This window comes from Bradyrhizobium sp. McL0616, from assembly GCF_049993385.1.
Classification (GTDB): domain Bacteria; phylum Pseudomonadota; class Alphaproteobacteria; order Rhizobiales; family Xanthobacteraceae; genus Bradyrhizobium.
Map to the genome: position 1 here is coordinate 8,262,923 of NZ_CP188255.1, position 18,185 is coordinate 8,281,107.

19 protein-coding genes are annotated in these 18,185 nt (G+C 63.6%); 7 read left to right on the plus strand and 12 right to left on the minus strand.

What is annotated here, in order from left to right:
* Positions 1-86: 86 nt before the first annotated feature.
* From ACPPVR_RS39870 to coxB, 6 genes are all read right to left on the minus strand, one after another.
* Complete coding sequence (locus tag ACPPVR_RS39870; protein WP_426611944.1) at positions 87-944, minus strand: cytochrome c oxidase subunit 3; 858 nt, start codon at positions 942-944, stop codon at positions 87-89.
* A 76-nt stretch (positions 945-1,020) separates the two neighbouring features.
* Entirely contained in the window at positions 1,021-1,656 is a 636-nt protein-coding gene (locus ACPPVR_RS39875) for a cytochrome c oxidase assembly protein (RefSeq protein WP_426611945.1), read from the minus strand.
* A 5-nt stretch (positions 1,657-1,661) separates the two neighbouring features.
* Positions 1,662-1,826: a CoxF protein gene (locus tag ACPPVR_RS39880; RefSeq protein ID WP_426611946.1), complete on the minus strand. Its 165-nt coding sequence runs from the start codon at positions 1,824-1,826 to the stop codon at positions 1,662-1,664.
* A 7-nt stretch (positions 1,827-1,833) separates the two neighbouring features.
* Entirely contained in the window at positions 1,834-2,778 is a 945-nt protein-coding gene (locus ACPPVR_RS39885; RefSeq protein ID WP_426611947.1) for a heme o synthase, read from the minus strand.
* A gap of 61 nt (positions 2,779-2,839) precedes the next feature.
* Positions 2,840-4,465: a cytochrome c oxidase subunit I gene (ctaD, locus tag ACPPVR_RS39890; RefSeq protein ID WP_426611948.1), complete on the minus strand. Its 1,626-nt coding sequence runs from the start codon at positions 4,463-4,465 to the stop codon at positions 2,840-2,842.
* An 86-nt stretch (positions 4,466-4,551) separates the two neighbouring features.
* Positions 4,552-5,406 (minus strand): cytochrome c oxidase subunit II, encoded by an 855-nt coding sequence (gene coxB, locus ACPPVR_RS39895; RefSeq protein ID WP_426611949.1) that lies wholly within the window; start codon positions 5,404-5,406, stop codon positions 4,552-4,554.
* 447 nt (positions 5,407-5,853) lie between these two features.
* On the opposite strand from coxB, the gene ACPPVR_RS39900 reads away from it, so the two are divergent.
* A complete protein-coding gene (locus ACPPVR_RS39900) occupies positions 5,854-6,402 on the plus strand; it encodes an invasion associated locus B family protein (RefSeq protein WP_426611950.1) in 549 nt (182 codons plus the stop codon).
* A gap of 21 nt (positions 6,403-6,423) precedes the next feature.
* Here ACPPVR_RS39900 and ACPPVR_RS39905 read toward each other — a convergent pair whose 3' ends face one another.
* Positions 6,424-6,912 carry an N-acetyltransferase family protein gene (locus tag ACPPVR_RS39905; protein ID WP_426611951.1) on the minus strand — a complete coding sequence of 163 codons (489 nt, stop codon included), beginning with the start codon at positions 6,910-6,912 and terminating at the stop codon, positions 6,424-6,426.
* Between the two features lie 89 nt (positions 6,913-7,001).
* Here ACPPVR_RS39905 and tldD point away from each other — a divergent pair, with 89 nt between their 5' ends.
* Genes tldD through ACPPVR_RS39925 form a run of 4 tightly spaced genes read left to right on the plus strand, consistent with a single transcriptional unit; the run spans position 7,002 to position 10,134 of the window.
* Positions 7,002-8,429, plus strand: coding sequence for a metalloprotease TldD (gene tldD / locus ACPPVR_RS39910; RefSeq protein ID WP_426611952.1), 1,428 nt, complete (start codon positions 7,002-7,004; stop codon positions 8,427-8,429).
* The gene (lepB, locus tag ACPPVR_RS39915; RefSeq protein ID WP_426611953.1) at positions 8,426-9,202 is read left to right on the plus strand and encodes a signal peptidase I; all 777 of its coding nucleotides are present in this window, start codon (positions 8,426-8,428) and stop codon (positions 9,200-9,202) included. The genes tldD and lepB overlap by 4 nt, the downstream gene beginning before the upstream one ends.
* A gap of 9 nt (positions 9,203-9,211) precedes the next feature.
* A complete protein-coding gene (locus ACPPVR_RS39920; protein WP_426611954.1) occupies positions 9,212-9,559 on the plus strand; it encodes an MmcQ/YjbR family DNA-binding protein in 348 nt (115 codons plus the stop codon).
* A gap of 8 nt (positions 9,560-9,567) precedes the next feature.
* Positions 9,568-10,134 carry a nucleotidyltransferase family protein gene (locus ACPPVR_RS39925; RefSeq protein WP_426611955.1) on the plus strand — a complete coding sequence of 189 codons (567 nt, stop codon included), beginning with the start codon at positions 9,568-9,570 and terminating at the stop codon, positions 10,132-10,134.
* Between the two features lie 38 nt (positions 10,135-10,172).
* On the opposite strand, the gene ACPPVR_RS39930 is transcribed toward ACPPVR_RS39925, so the two are convergent.
* From ACPPVR_RS39930 to ACPPVR_RS39940, 3 genes are all read right to left on the minus strand, one after another.
* Positions 10,173-10,739: a PAN domain-containing protein gene (locus ACPPVR_RS39930; protein ID WP_426611956.1), complete on the minus strand. Its 567-nt coding sequence runs from the start codon at positions 10,737-10,739 to the stop codon at positions 10,173-10,175.
* Positions 10,740-10,950: 211 nt separating this feature from the next.
* Positions 10,951-12,321: a glutamate--cysteine ligase gene (locus tag ACPPVR_RS39935; protein ID WP_426611957.1), complete on the minus strand. Its 1,371-nt coding sequence runs from the start codon at positions 12,319-12,321 to the stop codon at positions 10,951-10,953.
* 99 nt (positions 12,322-12,420) lie between these two features.
* The gene (locus tag ACPPVR_RS39940; protein ID WP_426611958.1) at positions 12,421-12,918 is read right to left on the minus strand and encodes a MarR family winged helix-turn-helix transcriptional regulator; all 498 of its coding nucleotides are present in this window, start codon (positions 12,916-12,918) and stop codon (positions 12,421-12,423) included.
* Between the two features lie 125 nt (positions 12,919-13,043).
* On the opposite strand from ACPPVR_RS39940, the gene gstA reads away from it, so the two are divergent.
* Together gstA and ACPPVR_RS39950 are read left to right on the plus strand one after the other, a co-directional pair.
* Positions 13,044-13,658: a glutathione transferase GstA gene (gstA, locus tag ACPPVR_RS39945; RefSeq protein WP_426611959.1), complete on the plus strand. Its 615-nt coding sequence runs from the start codon at positions 13,044-13,046 to the stop codon at positions 13,656-13,658.
* Between the two features lie 206 nt (positions 13,659-13,864).
* The gene (locus ACPPVR_RS39950) at positions 13,865-14,173 is read left to right on the plus strand and encodes a hypothetical protein (RefSeq protein WP_426611960.1); all 309 of its coding nucleotides are present in this window, start codon (positions 13,865-13,867) and stop codon (positions 14,171-14,173) included.
* Positions 14,174-14,714: 541 nt separating this feature from the next.
* On the opposite strand, the gene ACPPVR_RS39955 is transcribed toward ACPPVR_RS39950, so the two are convergent.
* Both ACPPVR_RS39955 and ACPPVR_RS39960 read right to left on the minus strand, forming a co-directional pair.
* The gene (locus ACPPVR_RS39955; protein ID WP_426611961.1) at positions 14,715-16,928 is read right to left on the minus strand and encodes an FAD-dependent oxidoreductase; all 2,214 of its coding nucleotides are present in this window, start codon (positions 16,926-16,928) and stop codon (positions 14,715-14,717) included.
* Positions 16,929-16,946: 18 nt separating this feature from the next.
* Positions 16,947-18,155 carry an acetyl-CoA C-acetyltransferase gene (locus ACPPVR_RS39960; protein ID WP_426611962.1) on the minus strand — a complete coding sequence of 403 codons (1,209 nt, stop codon included), beginning with the start codon at positions 18,153-18,155 and terminating at the stop codon, positions 16,947-16,949.
* Between the last annotated feature and the right edge of the window lie 30 nt (positions 18,156-18,185).

Consider the following 18,185-nt stretch of genomic DNA (forward strand, 5'->3'; position numbering starts at 1 on the left):
CTATCACAATTTCCGCCGAAGCCGCGGCCGCTGGAAAGTGAAAGGGCGGCCCCGCGGCCGCCCTTTCCTGATCGATCAGTGGCGGCTCAGTGCGCGCCGTGGGCCATCGTCTCGGCGCCGTGTCCCCAGACATAGATGCAGAGGAACAGGAACAGCCAGACCACGTCGACGAAGTGCCAGTACCAGGCGGCGAACTCGAATCCGAGGTGCTGGGTCGGCGTGAAGTGACCGGCATAGGCGCGCGCCAGGCACACGATCAGGAAGATGGTGCCGACCAGCACGTGGAAACCGTGGAAACCGGTCGCCATGAAGAAGGTCGCGCCGTAGACGTTGCCGGCGAACGAGAACGCCGCGTGGCTGTACTCGAAGGCCTGCACGCAAGTGAAGGTCGCACCCAGCAGGACGGTGAGGATCAGGCCGTATTTCAGGCCCTGGCGATCGTTCTCGAGCAGCGCGTGATGCGCCCAGGTCACCGTGGTGCCGGAGGTCAGCAGAATCAGCGTGTTCAGCAGCGGCAGGTGCCAGGGATCGAAGGTCTCGATGCCCTGCGGCGGCCAGACGCCGCCGAACAGCGCTTCTCGGGTGGCGTGAACGGGATCACCGGGGAATAGCGCCGCGTTGAAATAGGCCCAGAACCAGGCAACGAAGAACATCACCTCGGAGGCGATGAACAGGATCATGCCGTAGCGATGGCTGATCTGTACGACCCGGGTGTGGTCGCCCTTGTACTGGGCTTCCTGGATCACGTCGCCCCACCAGCTCGCCATGGTGTAGAGCACGCCGATGGTGCCGATACCGAAGATGATCGGCGCGGCCGAGAGCATGTGATGCATCCAGGTGATCGCGCCGACCGCCATGACGAAGGCCGAGATGGAGCCGACCACCGGCCACGGAGACGGATCGACCAGATGATAGTCGTGGTGCTTGCCTTGCGCGGTGGCCATTTCGGTCTCTCTCCTCAATCCCGTGCCTGTCCGGCACTTATCCCCTTGTTCCGACCCCGGAGCGTGAAACCGGCGGTCAGAGATTTCCCTTGCGTTTGTCGTCATCGCCCGACGCGAGCGGCTTCGCCACCGGATCGCGCACCGGATAGAACGTGTAGGACAGCGTGATCGTGCCGAGCCCGTCATTGTCGTGATCCTCGACGATTGACGGATCGACATAGAACACCACAGGCATTTCCCGCTTCTCGCCGGGCGCCATGGTCTGCTCGGTGAAGCAGAAGCAGTTGATCTTCTGGAAATAAGACCCGACCGTCAGCGGCGCGACGTTGTAGGCGGCTTGCCCTGCGGTGGTGCGCGCGGCCTGGTTGGTGACGGTGTAATAGATGGTGGTGACCTGGCCGATATTGACCTCGACCTCGCTCTGCTCCGGTTCGAACTTCCAGGGCAGGCCGGGCGCGACGTTGGCATCGAAGCGCACCGCGATCTTCCGCGCGATCGGGCCGGTCGCGGGTGCGGAGGTTGCGACCTGGGTCGTGCCGTTAAAGCCGGTGGCGCGGCAGAACCAGTTGTAGAACGGCACTGCCGCATAGGACGCGCCGACCATCAGCGCGACCACACCGCCGCAGATCGAGGCGACCAGCGCGTCGCGACCCAAACCACGGCGCACCGCCTTTGGGGTCACGTCCTGCGATATGATCGGCTTCTGATCCATCTGTCTCATATCGGGCGAACTAGAACCGCCGGTCCCTTGACCATGGTGACGGCGAAAAACAGCACGACAAGCACACCGAGTGCGAGCGCGATCGCGATCGAGCGCTGACGACGGCTCTTCTTCTGCGCCTCGGTGAGGACAATTCCAACTGGCTCGGGTTTGTCAGCCATCCCGTTCTCATGCGCCCCCTACCATCGGAGCAAGCGCTCGGTACACGACCTCGGCAAGCAGGGTCGCAAACAGCGCAAACAGATAAAGGATGGAGAACGCAAACAACTTGCGGGTCGCCCGCAGCGACTGGCTGCGTTCGCGGCGCAGATAGACGTTGATCGCGAGCACCAGCATGCCGGCACCGAGCACCAGCGAGGTGACGCCATAGATGGCGTCGAAATAGCCGAGCGCCCAGGGGGCGGCGGCCACCGCGATCAGCACGATGGTGTAAAGTAGGATCTGGAGCCGCGTCGCATCGGGGCCGGCGACATTGGGCAGCATCGGAATGCCGGCGCGGGCGTAGTCGTCGGAGCGGAACAGCGCCAGCGCCCAGAAGTGCGGCGGCGTCCAGAAGAAGATGATGGCGAACAGCAGCAACGGCTCGACATCGACCGTGCCGGTCACCGCAGCCCAGGCCACCACCGGCGGCAGCGCGCCGGCAGCACCCCCGATCACGATGTTCTGCGCGGTCCAGCGCTTCAGGACCATCGTGTAGATCACGACGTAGAAGAAGATGGTGAAGGCGAGCAGCGCGCCCGCGATCCAGTTGACGAGGATGCCGAGCGTCATCACCGAGAAGAAAGCGAGCGTCATGCCGAACGCCATCGCCTCGGGCCGGGTGATGCGGCCGCGCGGGATCGGCCGGTTGGCAGTGCGCGACATCTTGGCGTCGATGTCGCCCTCCAGCGCCATGTTGAGCGCACCGGAGGCGCCGGCGCCGACGGCGATGCAGAGCAGCGAGGTGATCGCGAGCACGGGGTGGAAATGTCCCGGTGCCATCGCCATCCCGACCAGCGCGGTGAAGATCACGAGCGACATCACCCGCGGCTTGAGCAGCGCGATGTAGTCGCCGACCTCCGCTTCGGAGATCCGGGGATTGACGTCGACGGCGTTCTGATCGAGGACGGACACTTAAACCTGCTCGCTTCGTTATAGAGTCGCGGCACCCGTCATGGGCGCCGCGGACGTTTGCTTACTGCACGCGGGGCAGCACTTCGAACTGGTGGAAGGGCGGCGGCGACGGCAGCGTCCACTCCAGCGTGGTGGCGCCGGCACCCCAGGGATTGTCGCCTGCCGGGACCTTCTTCATGAAGGCGTCGAACACGCAGTAGAGGAAGATCAGCACGCCGAAGCCGGAGATGTAGGAGCCGAGCGACGAGACCAGGTTCCAGCCCGCGAACGCGTCGGGATAGTCGACGTAGCGGCGCGGCATGCCCGACAGACCAAGGAAGTGCTGCGGGAAGAACACCAGGTTGACGCCGATGAAGGTGACCCAGAAGTGCGCCTTGGCGATCGTCTCGTTGTACATGTAGCCCGTCATCTTCGGGAACCAGTAGTACCAGCCGGCGAAGATCGCGAACACCGCGCCGAGCGACAGCACGTAATGGAAGTGCGCGACGACGTAATAGGTCTCCTGGAGCACGCGGTCGACGCCGGCATTCGCCAGCACGACGCCGGTGACGCCACCGACCGTAAACAGGAAGATGAAGCCCACTGCCCAGATCATCGGGGCGCGGAACTCGATCGAGCCGCCCCACATCGTGGCGATCCAGGAGAAGACCTTCACACCGGTCGGAACCGCGATGACCATGGTGGCGGCGACGAAATAGGCCTGCGTCGCCGACGACATGCCGACCGTGTACATGTGGTGCGCCCACACCACGAAGCCGATGCCGCCGATCGCGACCATGGCGTAGGCCATGCCGAGATAGCCGAACACGGGCTTGCGCGAGAAGGTCGAGACGATCTGGCTGATCATGCCAAAGCCGGGCAGGATCAGAATGTACACCTCGGGGTGACCGAAGAACCAGAACAGATGCTGGAACAGCACGGGATCGCCGCCGCCGTCGGGCGCGAAGAAGGTGGTGCCGAAATTGCGATCGGTCAGCAGCATGGTGATCGCACCGGCGAGCACCGGCAACGACAACAGCAGCAGGAACACCGTCACCAGGATCGACCACACGAACAGCGGCATCTTGTGCAGGGTCATGCCCGGCGCGCGCATGTTGAAGATGGTGGTGATGAAGTTGATGGCGCCGAGGATCGACGACGCGCCCGCCAGATGGAGCGAGAGGATCGCGAAGTCGACGGCCGGTCCCGGATGGCCGGAGCTCGACAGCGGCACATACATGGTCCAGCCGGCGCCGACACCGTTGGCGCCCGGCTCGCCCTCGACGAAGGTCGAGATCAGCAGCAGCGCGAAGGAGGCCGGCAGCAGCCAGAACGAGATGTTGTTCATGCGCGGGAACGCCATGTCCGGCGCACCGATCATCAGCGGCACGAACCAGTTGCCGAAGCCGCCGATCATCGCGGGCATGACCATGAAGAAGATCATGATCAGGCCATGGGAGGTCACGAACACGTTATAGGTGTGCGTCTCGTGGAATATCTGCACGCCCGGATACATCAACTCGGCACGGATCGCGACCGACATCGCGGCACCGATGACGCCGGCGATGACCGCGAAGATCAGGTACATCGTGCCGATGTCCTTGTGATTGGTCGAATACACGTAGCGCCGCCATCCCGTCGGATGGGCGTGCTCGTCATGTCCGTGGTCTTGCGCGTGATCGCCGTGTGCCGCTGCGCTCGTTGCCATTGTCAAATCCTGCCTTGCGTCCCATTCGGACCTTCGGAGGTCCCGCCCTTTATGTCGCTTTCAGTCCCTCAAGCCTCACCCGACGCTTACTGCGCCGGGCCGGCCGCGGAGGCGAAAGTGCTGGTGCCGCCGCTCGCAAATTTCTTCTTCGCCGTTTCGACCCAGGAGGCGAACTCCTGGTCGCTCACCACGCGAACCGCGATCGGCATGAAGGCGTGGTCCTTGCCGCAGAGCTCCGAGCACTGGCCGTAGAACATGCCGGTCTTGGTGGCCTTGAACCAGGTCTCGTTCAGCCGGCCCGGAATGGCGTCGATCTTGACGCCGAAAGCCGGCAGCGCGAAGGCGTGGATGACGTCGGCGCCGGTGACCTGGACACGAATCACCTTGTTGATCGGCACCACCAACTCGTTGTCGACGCCGAGCAGACGGGGCTGCTTGTCCGCCGCCATCAGCGAGTCGAACTCGAACTTGCCGTTGTCCGGATAGGCGTAGGACCAGTACCACTGCTTGCCGGTGGCCTTGATGGTCAGGTCCGCCTTCGGCACGTCGAGCTCGAGGAACAGCAGGCGGAACGACGGCACCGCGATGCCAACCAGAATCAGCACCGGAACCAGCGTCCAGGCCACCTCGATCAGCGTGTTGTGGGTGGTCCGCGACGGCACCGGATTGGCCTTCGAATTGAACTTCACCACCACGACGACGAGCAGCGCCAGCACGAACAGCGTGATCACGATAATGAGCACGGACAAGACGTCGTGGAACCACACGATGTTGTCCATCACCGGGGAACCAGAGGCTTGCAAATGCCATTCCCACGGCTCGGGCTGCCCGAGCTCGGCGAATGCCGCGCCACCCGTCGCCAGCGTCATGCCAGCCGCCACCAAGGCGATGGTGGCCATTCCCAGCAAATGCCGGACCACCCGACCTATCGACATCCTCATGCCGTTCGCGCTCCCCTAACGAAATCACCCCAAGTGCATTCCCCTATTTCCGGGAAATGCTTATTCGACCCGCCCGTCTGACAAACCGCCGCGCAAGAATACCTCTAAGAGGAATTGGGGCCAGATCGCTAGAACGCCGAAATCAAGCCTCTCAAACCATAATTCTTGATCTATCGCAATGCAGTCTTGAGCCCCTCTGCCATCGATCACCCGCAAGATATTTCCTAGTAACATCAGACAAAAATACCGTTTCCCGGGATGCCGCGGCTTGACAGCGGGATTGCCCGCGGTAGGCACTGGCGGACAGTCGTGCAGGAACCTGATTCGTGCCGGCGATGGCGGGCCGAGGCGGCGCGGGATTTGCTTGGGAATTGCCTTCAAGACGCCGTCATTCCCGTATCAGTCCACCAGCGCGAGCGACCCAAGCGAGCAGAGGGACCGACCCCAATGGGGCTTTCGAGATGCATGGCAAGGCCGGCTAACAGCCTCAAGGGGCTGATCGGCCTCCTGGCCGCCACCCTTCTCCTTGCATTGCCGGGGCTTCTCTTACCAAGCCTCGCCCATGCGCAGGGCGCGGTGCGCTCCGTCCATGGCGACTGGCAGATCCGCTGCGACACCCCGCCGGGCGCCCAGGCCGAGCAATGCGCCCTGATCCAGAGCGTGGTGGCCGAGGACCGTTCCAACGCCGGCCTCACCGTGATCGTGCTCAAGACCGCCGACCAGAAGAGCCGCCTGATGAGGGTGGTTGCCCCCCTCGGCGTGCTGCTGCCCTCCGGCCTCGGGCTGAAGCTCGACAACCAGGACGTCGGCCGCGCCGGCTTCGTCCGCTGCCTGCCCAATGGCTGCGTCGCCGAGGTCGTCATGGACGACAAGCTGCTCGGCCAGCTCCGCAGCGCCAAGACCGCGACCTTCATCATCTTCGAGACGCCGGAGGAAGGCATCGGCTTCCCGCTCAGCCTGAACGGGCTCGGTGAAGGGTATGACAAGCTGCCTTAGAAAGCGGCGTCTGGTAGTGTCTCAGAACAGCACGGACATCATCACGATATCGTGGAGAACGCCGTCGACCTGAACGGCGCCGCGCTGACATCCCTCGACTTCAAAGCCGACCTTCTCATACAGCGCGATCGCATTGACGTTGTCGCGCCGCACCGTCAACTCGACGCGACGGAATCCAAATGCCTTCGCCGCATCGAGAGCCCTGAGAATCAGCCTCTCGCCAAGCCCCTGCCGCCGGAACGCCGGCAGCAAGGCGATCCCGAGCACGCCGCCATGCGCATGCACCGGCCGCGCCTTGCGAACCACGTCACACCAGCCGACCACCGCCCCTGCCGAAAGCGCGACAAACTGCGGATAGCCGTTCGCGATGTTGTCCAGAACAAAGGCCCGCGTGGATTCGATCGGCGGCGCTTCCAGGAATGCAAGATATCGGCGCTCGCGCGACACCGTGTCGAGCGCGCGGTGAAAGCTTTCGATCTGCGTTTCCGATATTGCAATGATTTCAATCATGTCGTTTCAGTAATGTGACGGCCGGCCCTCTCGCCGAACGGCCGCGAAGCCATTATCTTGCCAGACATGTCTCCGACAATGGGTGATCGATGACCGACCCTGCCACAACCTCCCTGCTCGACCGTGCCAATCTCGACCGCGACCAGGTTCGCCACGAGCTCGCGCGCGGGCTTGCGGGCGCCGACGACGGCGAATTGTTCCTGGAATACAGCCAGACCGAAGCGCTGATGTTCGACAATGGGCGGCTGAAGCAGGCGACCTACGACACCTCGCAGGGTTTTGGCCTGCGCGCCGTCAAGGACGACGCGGTCGGCTACGCGCATTCCTCGGACGTGTCGCTGCCGGCGCTGATTCGCGCCGCCGACGCGGTCGCAGCCGTCCGTGGCGGCTATTCCGGCAGCTTCGCAGCCCCGCCCCCGCACACCAATGTGCGGCTCTATGCCGACGACAATCCGCTGGACGCACCCGGCTTCGAGACCAAGGTCAAGCTGCTCGCCGAGATCGACGCTTATCTGCGGGACAAGGATCCACGGGTCCGGCAGGTCAGCGTCAGCCTGGGCGCAACCTGGCAGGTCGTCGAGATCCTCCGGCCCGATGGCGAGAGCTATCGCGACATTCGCCCGCTCGTGCGCGTCAACGTCTCCGTGGTCGCCGGACAGGGCGATCGCCAGGAGAGTGGCAGCAAGGGTTATGGCGGCCGCGCTGGCTATGCCGAGTTCATCGAGAGCAAGAACTGGCGCGACGCCGCCGACGGCGCGCTCCGCGAAGCCCTGGTCAATCTGGAATCAATTCCCGCCCCCGCCGGCGAGATGGACGTCGTGCTCGGCGCCGGCTGGCCCGGCGTGATGCTGCATGAAGCGGTCGGCCACGGCCTCGAGGGCGATTTCAACCGCAAGAAGACCTCGGCTTTCGCCGGCCTGATGGGCCAGCAGGTCGCGGCCAAGGGCGTTACCGTGGTCGATGACGGCACCATTGCCTCGCGGCGCGGCTCGCTGTCGATCGACGACGAGGGCACGCCGACCAACCGCACCGTGCTGATCGAGGACGGCGTTCTGGTCGGCTACATGCAAGACCGCCAAAACGCGCGGCTGATGAACATGAAGCCGACCGGCAACGGCCGCCGCCAGGGCTATGCCCATGTGCCGATGCCGCGCATGACCAATACCTACATGCTCGCGGGCGACCGCGACCCGGCCGAGATCCTGGCGTCGGTGAAGAACGGCGTGTTCGCCGCGAATTTCGGCGGCGGGCAGGTCGACATCACCTCGGGCAAATACGTGTTTCAGTGCACCGAGGCCTACAAGATCGAGAACGGCAAGATCGGCGCGCCCTTGAAGGGCGCCATGCTGATCGGCAACGGGCCGACCGATTTGCATCGGATCCGCATGGTCGGCAACGACCTCGCGCTCGACACCGGCATCGGCACTTGCGGCAAGAACGGCCAGGGCGTGCCGGTTGGCGTCGGCCAGCCCTCGCTATTGATGGAGCGCATTACAGTGGGTGGAACGGGCGCATGAGCGTTGAGAAAGTGACTGTCACCACGAAGCGGAAGAGCAGCGGCTGGGCCGGCCAGCTCGTGCAACTCGCCGGCATCGTCGCTGCCGTGTTCATCGCCAAGGGCGCGCTGGCCGAACCGTTTTACGTGCCGTCGGGCTCGATGGAGCCGACGCTGTTGATCGGCGACGCGCTGCTCGCCTCGAAATTCCCCTATGGCTACGGCACCTCGTCGCTGCCGATCCAGATCAACCTGCCGGAAACCGGCCGCGTGTTCGCGGAGACGCCGAAGCAAGGCGACGTCGTGGTGTTCCGCTGGCCCGGCGATCGCTCGCAGGCCTGGGTCAAGCGCGTCGTCGGCCTTCCCGGCGACCGCATCCAGATGCGGCAGGGCCAGCTTTTCATCAACGACCGTCCCGCCGAGCTGAAGCCGGATGGCGTCGGTGCGGCCGAGGACGATAACGGCGGCAGCGAACCCGCCTACCGCTATGTCGAGACGCTGCCGAACGGCGTGTCGCATCTGATCTTCAAGATGCGCGACAACGGCCCACTCGACAACACGCAGGAAGTCACGGTTCCGGCCGGACATCTCTTCGTGCTCGGCGATAACAGGGACAATTCCGCCGACAGCCGCGTGCCGCTGCGCTCCGGCGGCGTCGGCCTCCTGCCGGTCGACAATCTCGTCGGCCGTGCTGACGCCGTGCTCGGGTCCTGGGATCTCGGCATGCGCGGCCAGCCGGTATGGACCTGGCTGTCCGGCTTCCGCCCCGCGCGGTTCTTCACCGCCGTGCGCTGAGCCTTTCCCATGACCTTCGACGACGTCAGAAAATTTGCACTGACGTGGCCGGAGGTCGAGGACGGCACCTCCTACGGCACGCCGGCGCTGAAAGTGCGCAAGAAGCTGCTGGCGCGCCTGAAGGAAGATGGCGACAGCCTGGTGATGCCGGATGTGCCGATCGACGAGCGCGCGATGCTGGTCGAGAGTCAGCCCAAAGTCTTCCATTTCACCGATCACTACGCCGACTATCCGATCGTGCTGATCCGCCTGTCCAAGGCCAAGCGCGCAATCGTCGAGGCTTTCCTGCGGCGGCGCTGGCGCGCGCTGGCCTCGAAGGCTGCACGAGCGAGCTATGATGCGCGCGAGGGCGCGTGAGTGGCGCGATGGACGAGGCCCGTTTCCTCGCGCTGGCGCTGACAAACCCGGTCAACATTGCGATCATCGATGAGCTCGCGAACCTGGCACTGCCGGATGCCTGGGTTGTGTCGGGATGCCTGGTGCAGTCGGTGTGGAATGCGCTCACCGGGCGCGCGATCGATCACGGCATTGCCGATTACGACGTGTTTTATTTCGATCCGGACACCTCGTGGGAGGCGGAGGATGCCGTGATCCGGAACCTGCATACGCGGCTCGGGCATATCGACGTCAAGATCGAGACCCGCAACCAGGCGCGCGTGCACCTCTGGTATCCGGGCAAGCACGGCCTGCCCTATCCGCCCTTGACGTGCTCGACCGACGGCATCGACCGTTTTCTCACGCAGAACACGCAAGTGGGAGTGAGGCGCACAGGCGATGGTTACGCGGTCTACGCGCCGCATGGCTTCGATGATATTGCAGGGCTGTTCGCGCGGCCCAATCCGGGACCAAATTTCTCCGCAACGAACTACTCAGTGAAGGCCGCGCGGTGGAAGGCGCTATGGCCGGAGCTCACGGTGATTGCAGCGGAATGAGATGCGCGATGCATCCTGATCGTCGGAAAGAGCTACGCCTACCGCACCACACCCGACGTGAATCCCGCCTTCCTGCGCGGCGGCTTGATTTCCTTTTTCAGGAAGCAGCGCGCCTCGCGCCCGGTATAGCCGGGGCGGGCGTAGGTGAAGGCGCGGCATTTGTTGTCGGCGGTGCAGGCGGCCTTGCAGGCGTCCTCGCCCTCGCCTTCCTTGAGCTCGAAATTGCGCAAATCGCCGCCAGGGCGATCGATCGAAGTCTCCACGCCCTCGACGCGCGGCTCGATCACGCCGGCGCCGCGCACGCCGGAAATGCAGCAGCTGCCCGGCACCCGCGGCGGCACGGTGTTCTTGAGCCAGCACACCGCCGAGGCGCCGTCGATGTCGGGATAGCTGAAGCTCCAGGAGCGGCAGCGGCGATCGCGCTCGCACAGCAGCGCGCAATCCTCGGGATCACCTGAGGTGACCGGCGTGCTGAAATAGTCGCCGCCGGGCCGGTCGAACGCCGTCTGGGCACGTGCGGGCACGCTCGCAAACAGGAGCGTAAGCAGCGTGGCGCATGCCACGACGCTCGCCATGACGGCCCGGGACAGGCGGCCCTTCCCCATCGGAACAGCTTTCGAGTTATTGACGACGCTCAGGTTTTTTCCGCCGTCATTTGATCGCCGCAAACCTGTATGGGCGATGAACGGCCTAAATTCTGGTCGTTGGTCTATCGGCCTAGCGTTTTCGAGCGAAGTGGGCGCCGGTTCGCGCAAGTAAAACGCGTCAAAATAAGAATCTTGAGCCCCGTTCCGATTTATCGGAACGGAAATGGCCCTAAAACGCGTATTCCGCGTAGGCCGGTTCCACCGAGCCGTTCCAGGCGCCCTTGAACTTCTCGAGCATCTCCTCGGCCGGTGTCCGGCCGGAATCGATGATGCGGTCGAGCGGCTCCAGATGCCGGGTCTCGTCGCGGCCGAGCTGGTCGATGCGGCCGCGCCGGCGCAGGCCTGCATGTGCCAGAACAAGGCTTTCTTTAGCGATCTCGAACAGATAGCGGTCCTTGATCCGCGCCTTGAAGCCGAAGCGCGGCACGTCGTCGCGCAAGGCCTGGCGCTCAGGCGCGGTCCAGTGCTTCACCATGTCCCAGGCGGCATCGAGCGACACATCGTCGTAGAGCAGCCCGGCCCAGAACGCCGATAGCGCCGGCAGACGGCCCCACGGGCCACCATCAGAGCCGCGCATCTCGAGATAGCGCTTGAGCCGCACCTCCGGGAAAATCGTCGAGAGATGATTGGCCCAGTCCGACAACGTCGGACGCTCGCCGGGCAAATTGTTGTTGCGGCCATCGAAGAAGGCGCGGAACGAGGAGCCCGACACATCGATATAGTCTTCGCCGCGCTTGACGAAATACATGGGGACGTCGAGCGCGTAGTCGACATAGCGCTCAAAACCCATGCCGTCCTCGAACGCCCACGGCATCATGCCGGAGCGCGCATTGTCGGTGTCGCGCCAGATCTCGGAACGGAACGACAGGAAGCCGTTCGGCTGGCCTTCGGTGAACGGCGAATTGGCAAACAGCGCAGTTGCAACCGGCTGGAGCGCGAGCGACACACGCAGCTTCTTGACCATGTCGGCTTCGGAGGAGAAGTCGAGATTCGTCTGCACCGTGCAGGTCCGGTACATCATGTCGAGGCCGTATTGGCCGACCTTCGGCATGTAATTGGTCATGATCTTGTAGCGGCCCTTGGGCATCACCGGGATGTCGGCGCGCGACCAGGACGGCGTCATGCCGAGCCCGAGGAAGCCGATGCCAAGCGGGGTTGCGATCTCGCGCACCTGCGCCAGATGCGCCATCAGCTCGCTCTGGGTCTGGTGCACGTTCTCGACCGGCGCGCCGGAGAGTTCGAACTGTCCGCCGGGCTCGAGCGAGATCGCGCCGCCGCCGGTGACGTCATAGAGGCCGATGATGTTGCCCTTCTCCATGATCGGCTCCCAGCCGAGCAGGAGCTTCATGCCTTCGAGCAGCGCGCCGATGCCGCGCGCGCCCTCGTAGGGCACGGGACAGTGGCCTTCGAGCGTGAACGGCGTCTTCTCGTGCTCGGTGCCCATGCGGAATTCGGACGGGTCCTTGCAGCCTTCCTCGAACCACGCGACGAGCTCGTCGCGCGATTGCAGCGGCGTCATATCGATCTGGTCTCGCGCCATATCAAACTCTAATCAAAAGCGCTTCGGCCGAACGCGCGCGGGTGACAGGGATGGTCCGCGAACCCACCGGCTGCGCGGACGTGCTGGTTTGCCGCGCGATCATCGCGGCGGCGTGCTTTCGTTGACGTTGACGACGGGCGGCAGTTTCATCTCGCCGCACGAGCAGCCCAGCCGGTCGAGCAGACCGCTGAGCTTGATGGCATCGGCATCCGACAGTTTCGAGCCGACATATTTCTCGATCGCGGCCGAATAGGCGCCCCACATCCGCTTCTGCAACTCGCGGCCGGCCTCCGTGATCTCGACGAACTGGCCGCGCTTGTCGATCTTGCATTCGCGCCGCGAGGCCAGCCCCTCGTCGACCAGGCGGTCGATCAGCCGCGAGGTGGAATATTGCGGGATCAGCATCTGCCGTTCGAGTTCCACCGGGCGGAGCTCGCCCGAGGGTGCGCGCGACAATTCGAGCAGCGCGTCGTACCAGGCCAGCGGCGGAAAGCCGGCCTTCTTCAGGTCCTGCTCGACGCAGTCGAGCACACGGCTCTGCACCCGCATCAGGCGGATCCAGGCGGCTGTTGCCTCGGTCGATGGTTTGCGTTTCATGGTCCCGCTCAAACTCGTCGCTCGCTTCTTACCCCACTCGATGCACCTGCATCAATCTTGCTATTCCATGCAGGTGCATGTAGGCGTAATTTCGCCTGAGCCAAGACAAAACAGGAGGAAATTCCATGAAACTATATTATTCGCCCGGCGCCTGCTCACTCTCCCCCCATATCGCGCTCCTGGAGGCCGACCTGCCCTATGAGCTGGTCAAGGTCGATATCCGGGCCAAGAAGCTCGAGAACGGTGACGACTATCTGAAGGTGAATCCGAAGGGTCAGGTCCCCGCGCTGGGCCTCGACAGCGGCGAGATCGTGACCGAAGGCCCGGTCATTGTCCAGATAATCGCCGACCAGGCCGCCGCAAAGACGCTGGCGCCCGCTCACGGCAGCTCCGAGCGCTACAAGCTGCTGGAGTGGCTGAACTTCCTCACCTCGGAGGTGCACAAGAGCTTCGGCCCGCTGTTCGCGCCGGCGCTGAACGACGAGGCCAAGGCGTTCTTCAAGGACCGCGTCATGGGCAAGCTGAAATACATCGACAGCCAGCTCGCCGGCCGCGACTACCTGATGGGCAAGCAGTTCACCGTCGCCGACGGCTATCTCTTCACGATGCTGACCTGGGGCGACCGGATGAAATTCGACCTCTCGACGATGCCGAACCTCACCGCCTACAAGGCCCGCGTCGCGGCGCGGCCGAAGGTGCAGGAAGCCCTGAAGAAGGAAGGGCGGGCGCAGGCCGCCTGAGCAGAAGTCTCATCTAAACTCGAAAGGCCGGATCGACGATCCGGCCTTTCTGTTTTCACACTGCGAGGTGCTTAGCCCGGATCATCGTACCTTAGACGTGAATTATGAACGTCTGTTCGCGGCCCGTCAGTAATTCTGCCTTGTTACTGCCTGCAAAGCGGACAAAGCTCAGTTGCAGATTGCTTGTACTCTCATTGGAGTTGAGCTTGACGATTGCCTTATTGCTGATGTTGGCAAGTGCGTTGGTGGGAATGGCGACCGGTTTCGTGTTCAATATCTGGGCTCTGATCCTGATCTCGCCGCTCATCGCAATATTCTGCGCGATTGTTTTACGTGCCTCCGAGTTCGGCCTCGTCGCCGGCATAACCGTCATTGCCGTCAGTATGGCCGCCTGCCAGCTCGCCTATCTGGCCGCAGCTTATCTCCGGCATCCGCGGGGCATATCACCCCATGACGAGGTCGACGGCGAGCCAGGCGAGACTAGCCAGCACAAAATCCGCCGCCAGCACAAGTAACGCCAAAGCGGCCCAAAACACCGGACCCTTGCGACGCAGACGTGCAGGCTTCTGCTGTGCCGAGAGGCGGCCAAGTGCGGACACAACATATTTCGGGGCGATATCGCGATCGAGCGCGGTCTTCCGCAGCACCAAAGAGTTCATCAAGGACACTTTCTTATTTTCGTCTTCAACTTGCCGATAGAGCGGCAAGTGTCCCAACAAGGTTTGTTCCCTGACCCAGAGCAAGACTAGTGCCAAGGCCAAGCAAAAGAACGGCGCCGCTTTGACGCGCCTATGACAATTGCGCGACAAGACGACACCGTGATTATCCACGGTTCTCTACGCGGATTCTGTGATCGGTTCCACAAACCGGAACGACCCTGACGCAACCGTGATGCGACCGTCTGGACATGCGAAGGGCCGGATCGATGATCCGGCCCTTGCTGATTCACGATCACGGTACGTAGCCCGGATCGAGCAAAGCGCAATCCGGGTCTTTACGTGCGGCGAAGTTGCCCCGGATTTCGCTTCGCTCGATCCGGGCTACGCGTTCAGCAGATCAGGCCGCCGCCTTCTTCGGCGCGAAGCGGCCGTAGAAGGTTTCTCCCTTCGCCGCCATCTCCTCGAGAAGCTTCGGCGGTGTGAACCGCGAGCCATATTTGGCTTCGAACTTGTGGCAGAGCTCGACGAACGTCTTGGTGCCCATGAAGTCGATGTAGGACAGCGTGCCGCCGGTGAACGGCGCGAAGCCGAAGCCGAGGATCGAGCCGACATCCGCCTCGCGCGGATCGGTGATGACGTGATCCTCGACCGTGCGCGCGGCTTCGACCGCCTGCACCACCAGGAAGCGCTGCTTCAACTCTTCGATGTCGAGCGTATCAGGATCGAGCTGCTTCGGCTGCAGCGCCGAGAGGCCAGGCCACAGGCTCTTCTGACCCTTGCCCTTCTCAGGATAGTCGTAGAAGCCCTTGCTGTTCTTGCGGCCCAGGCGGCCCTGCTTCTCGACCATCTCGACCATCAGCTTCTTCTGATCGGGGTTGATGGCGTTGGGGCCGAGATCGGCCTCGGTCGCCTTCATGATCTTGAGGCCGAGATCGAGCGCGACTTCGTCCGACAGCGAGAGCGGGCCAACCGGCATGCCGGCCATCTTGGCGCAGTTCTCGATCATCGCCGGAGGCACGCCCTCCAGGAACATCTCGTTGCCTTCGGCGACGTAGCGGCCGACGCAGCGGTTGGCGAAGAAACCGCGAGAGTCGTTGACCACGATCGGCGTCTTGCCGATCTGCCGGACGTAGTCGAGCGCGGTCGCGAGCGCGAGATCGCCGGTGTTCTTGCCCTTGATGATTTCGACCAGCATCATCTTCTCGACCGGAGAGAAGAAGTGGATGCCGACGAACTTGCCCTGGTCCTTGAAGGATTCGGCAAGAGAAGTGATCGGCAGCGTCGAGGTGTTCGACGCGAAGACCACGTCCGGCTTCAGGTATTCCTGCGCTTTCGCAAACGTCTCCGCCTTGACCTTGCGATCCTCGAACACGGCCTCGATGACGAGATCGACATCCTTCAGCGCCGCATAGTCCGCAGTCGGCGTGATGCGCGCGAGCAGCGCTTCGGCGTCTGCGGGCTTGGCGCGGCCCTTCTTGATCTGATCCTCGATCACCTTCTGCGCATGCGCCTTGCCCTTGTCGGCGCTCTCCTGATCGCGGTCGATCAGGATGACGTCAAGGCCGGCACGGGCCGAGACGTAGCCGACGCTCGCACCCATGAAGCCGGCGCCGATCACAGCGATCTTCTTCACCTTGGTCGGGGCGATATCCTTCGGACGGCGCGCACCCTTGTTCAGTTCCTGCATCGACAGGAACAGGCTGCGGATCATCGCAGCCGCCTCCTTCGAGCGCAGCACAGACGTGAAGTAGCGCGATTCGACACGTAGCGCAGCGTCGATCGGCAGCTGCAGACCTTCATAGACGCAGCTCATGATCGCGCGCGCAGCAGGGTAGTTGTCGTAGGTCTCGCGGCGATAGATGGCGTTGCCGGCCGGGAACATCATCATGCCGGCCTTGGAGAACACCGGGCCGCCCGGAAGCTTGAAGCCCTTCTCGTCCCAGGGCGCGACGGCCTTGCCGCCGCCCTTGATCCAGTCCTTCGCGGCCTTGATGAGATCAGCGGCCGGAACGATGGCGTGAATCAGATTGAGCTGCTTGGCTTTTTCGAGCGTGACCGGATCGCCCTTGAGCAAAATGGTCATCGCGTCCTGCGGCGGTACCAGACGCGGCACGCGCTGCGTGCCGCCGGCACCGGGGAACAGGCCGACCTTGACCTCGGGCAGGCCGAGACGGGTCTTGGGATTCTCCGCCGCCACACGGTAGTGGCAGCACAGCGTGATCTCGAAACCGCCGCCGAGCGCGAGACCATTGATCGCGGCCGCCCAGGGCTTGCCGGAGGTCTCGATCGAGCGCAGCACCAGCGAGAAGTGCCGGGCCTGGTCGAACAGCATCTGGTTGGCCGGGGTCTCGCCCTGCTCTTTGAACACCTTGGCGTAGGCCTGGTTCATGCCTTCGAGCATCGACAGATCGGCGCCAGCGCAGAACGCCTCCTTGGCCGAGGTGATGACGACACCCTTCACCGCAGCGTCAGCGGTCGTGTCCTTGACGATCGCGTCGAGCTCGCTGGTCGAGGTCTCGTCGAGCACGTTCATCGAACGGCCCGGGATGTCCCAGGTGACCAGCGCGATGCCGTCCGTGTCGGTCTCAACCTTGAAGTTCTTGTAAGCCATGTTGGTTGCTCCCTACCCTTAGACGCGCTCGATGATGGTCGCGGTGCCCATGCCGCCGCCGATACACAGCGTCACCAGGGCGGTCGACTTGTTGGTGCGCTCGAGCTCGTCGAGCACGGTGCCCAGAATCATCGCACCGGTGGCGCCGAGCGGATGGCCGAGCGCGATGGCGCCGCCATTGACGTTGATCTTGGCGTTGTCAATGTCGAAAGCCTGGATGTAGCGCAGCACGACGGAGGCGAAGGCCTCGTTGAGCTCGAACAGGTCGATGTCCGACTTCTTCATGCCCGAGCGCGCGAACAGCTTTTCGGTCACGTCGACCGGGCCGGTCAGCATCATCGCCGGCTCGGAGCCGACATTCGCAAATGCGCGGATTTTTGCGCGCGGCTTCAGGCCGTACTTGCTGGCCGCCTCCTTGCTGCCGAGCAGCACGGCGCCGGCACCGTCGACGATGCCCGACGAATTGCCGGCATGGTGCACGTAATTGACGCGCTCGATCTCCGGATGCGACTGCACCGCGACACCGTCGAAGCCGCCCATCTGCGCCATCATCGTGAACGACGGCTGCAGCTGCGCCAGCGACTGCATCGTCGTCGAGGGACGCATGTGCTCGTCCTTGGCGAGGATGGTGAGGCCGTTGATATCCTTCACCGGCACGACGGACTTGTTGAAGCGGCCCTCGTCCCAGGCCTTGGCGGCGCGCTGCTGGCTCTGCACCGCATAGGCGTCGACGTCATCGCGGGAGAAGCCGTATTTGGTGGCGATCAGATCGGCCGAGACGCCCTGCGGCATGAAGTAGGACGGCACCGCCATCGACGGATCCATCGGCCAGGCACCGCCGGAGGCACCGATGCCGACGCGGCTCATGGACTCGGCACCGCCGCCGATCACCAGCTCATGCTGGCCGCTCATGACTTGCGCGGCGGCAAAATTCACGGCGTCGAGGCCGGAGGCGCAGAAGCGGCTGATCTGCACGCCGGGCACGGCTTCGCCGAGGCCCGCCTTGAGCGCGGCAAAACGCGCGATGTCGGAGCCGGCTTCACCAACGGGATCGACCACACCGAGCACGACGTCGTCTACTGTGTCTTCGGGAAGGTTGTTGCGGTCCTTCAGCGCCTTCAGAGGCACCGTGGCGAGCGCGAGCGCGGTGACTTCGTGCAGCGCGCCGTCCGCCTTGCCGCGACCGCGGGGGGTTCGGACGTGATCGTAGATATAGGCATCTGCCATGTAAGCCTCCTGATGGTAGCTATTGGTGAC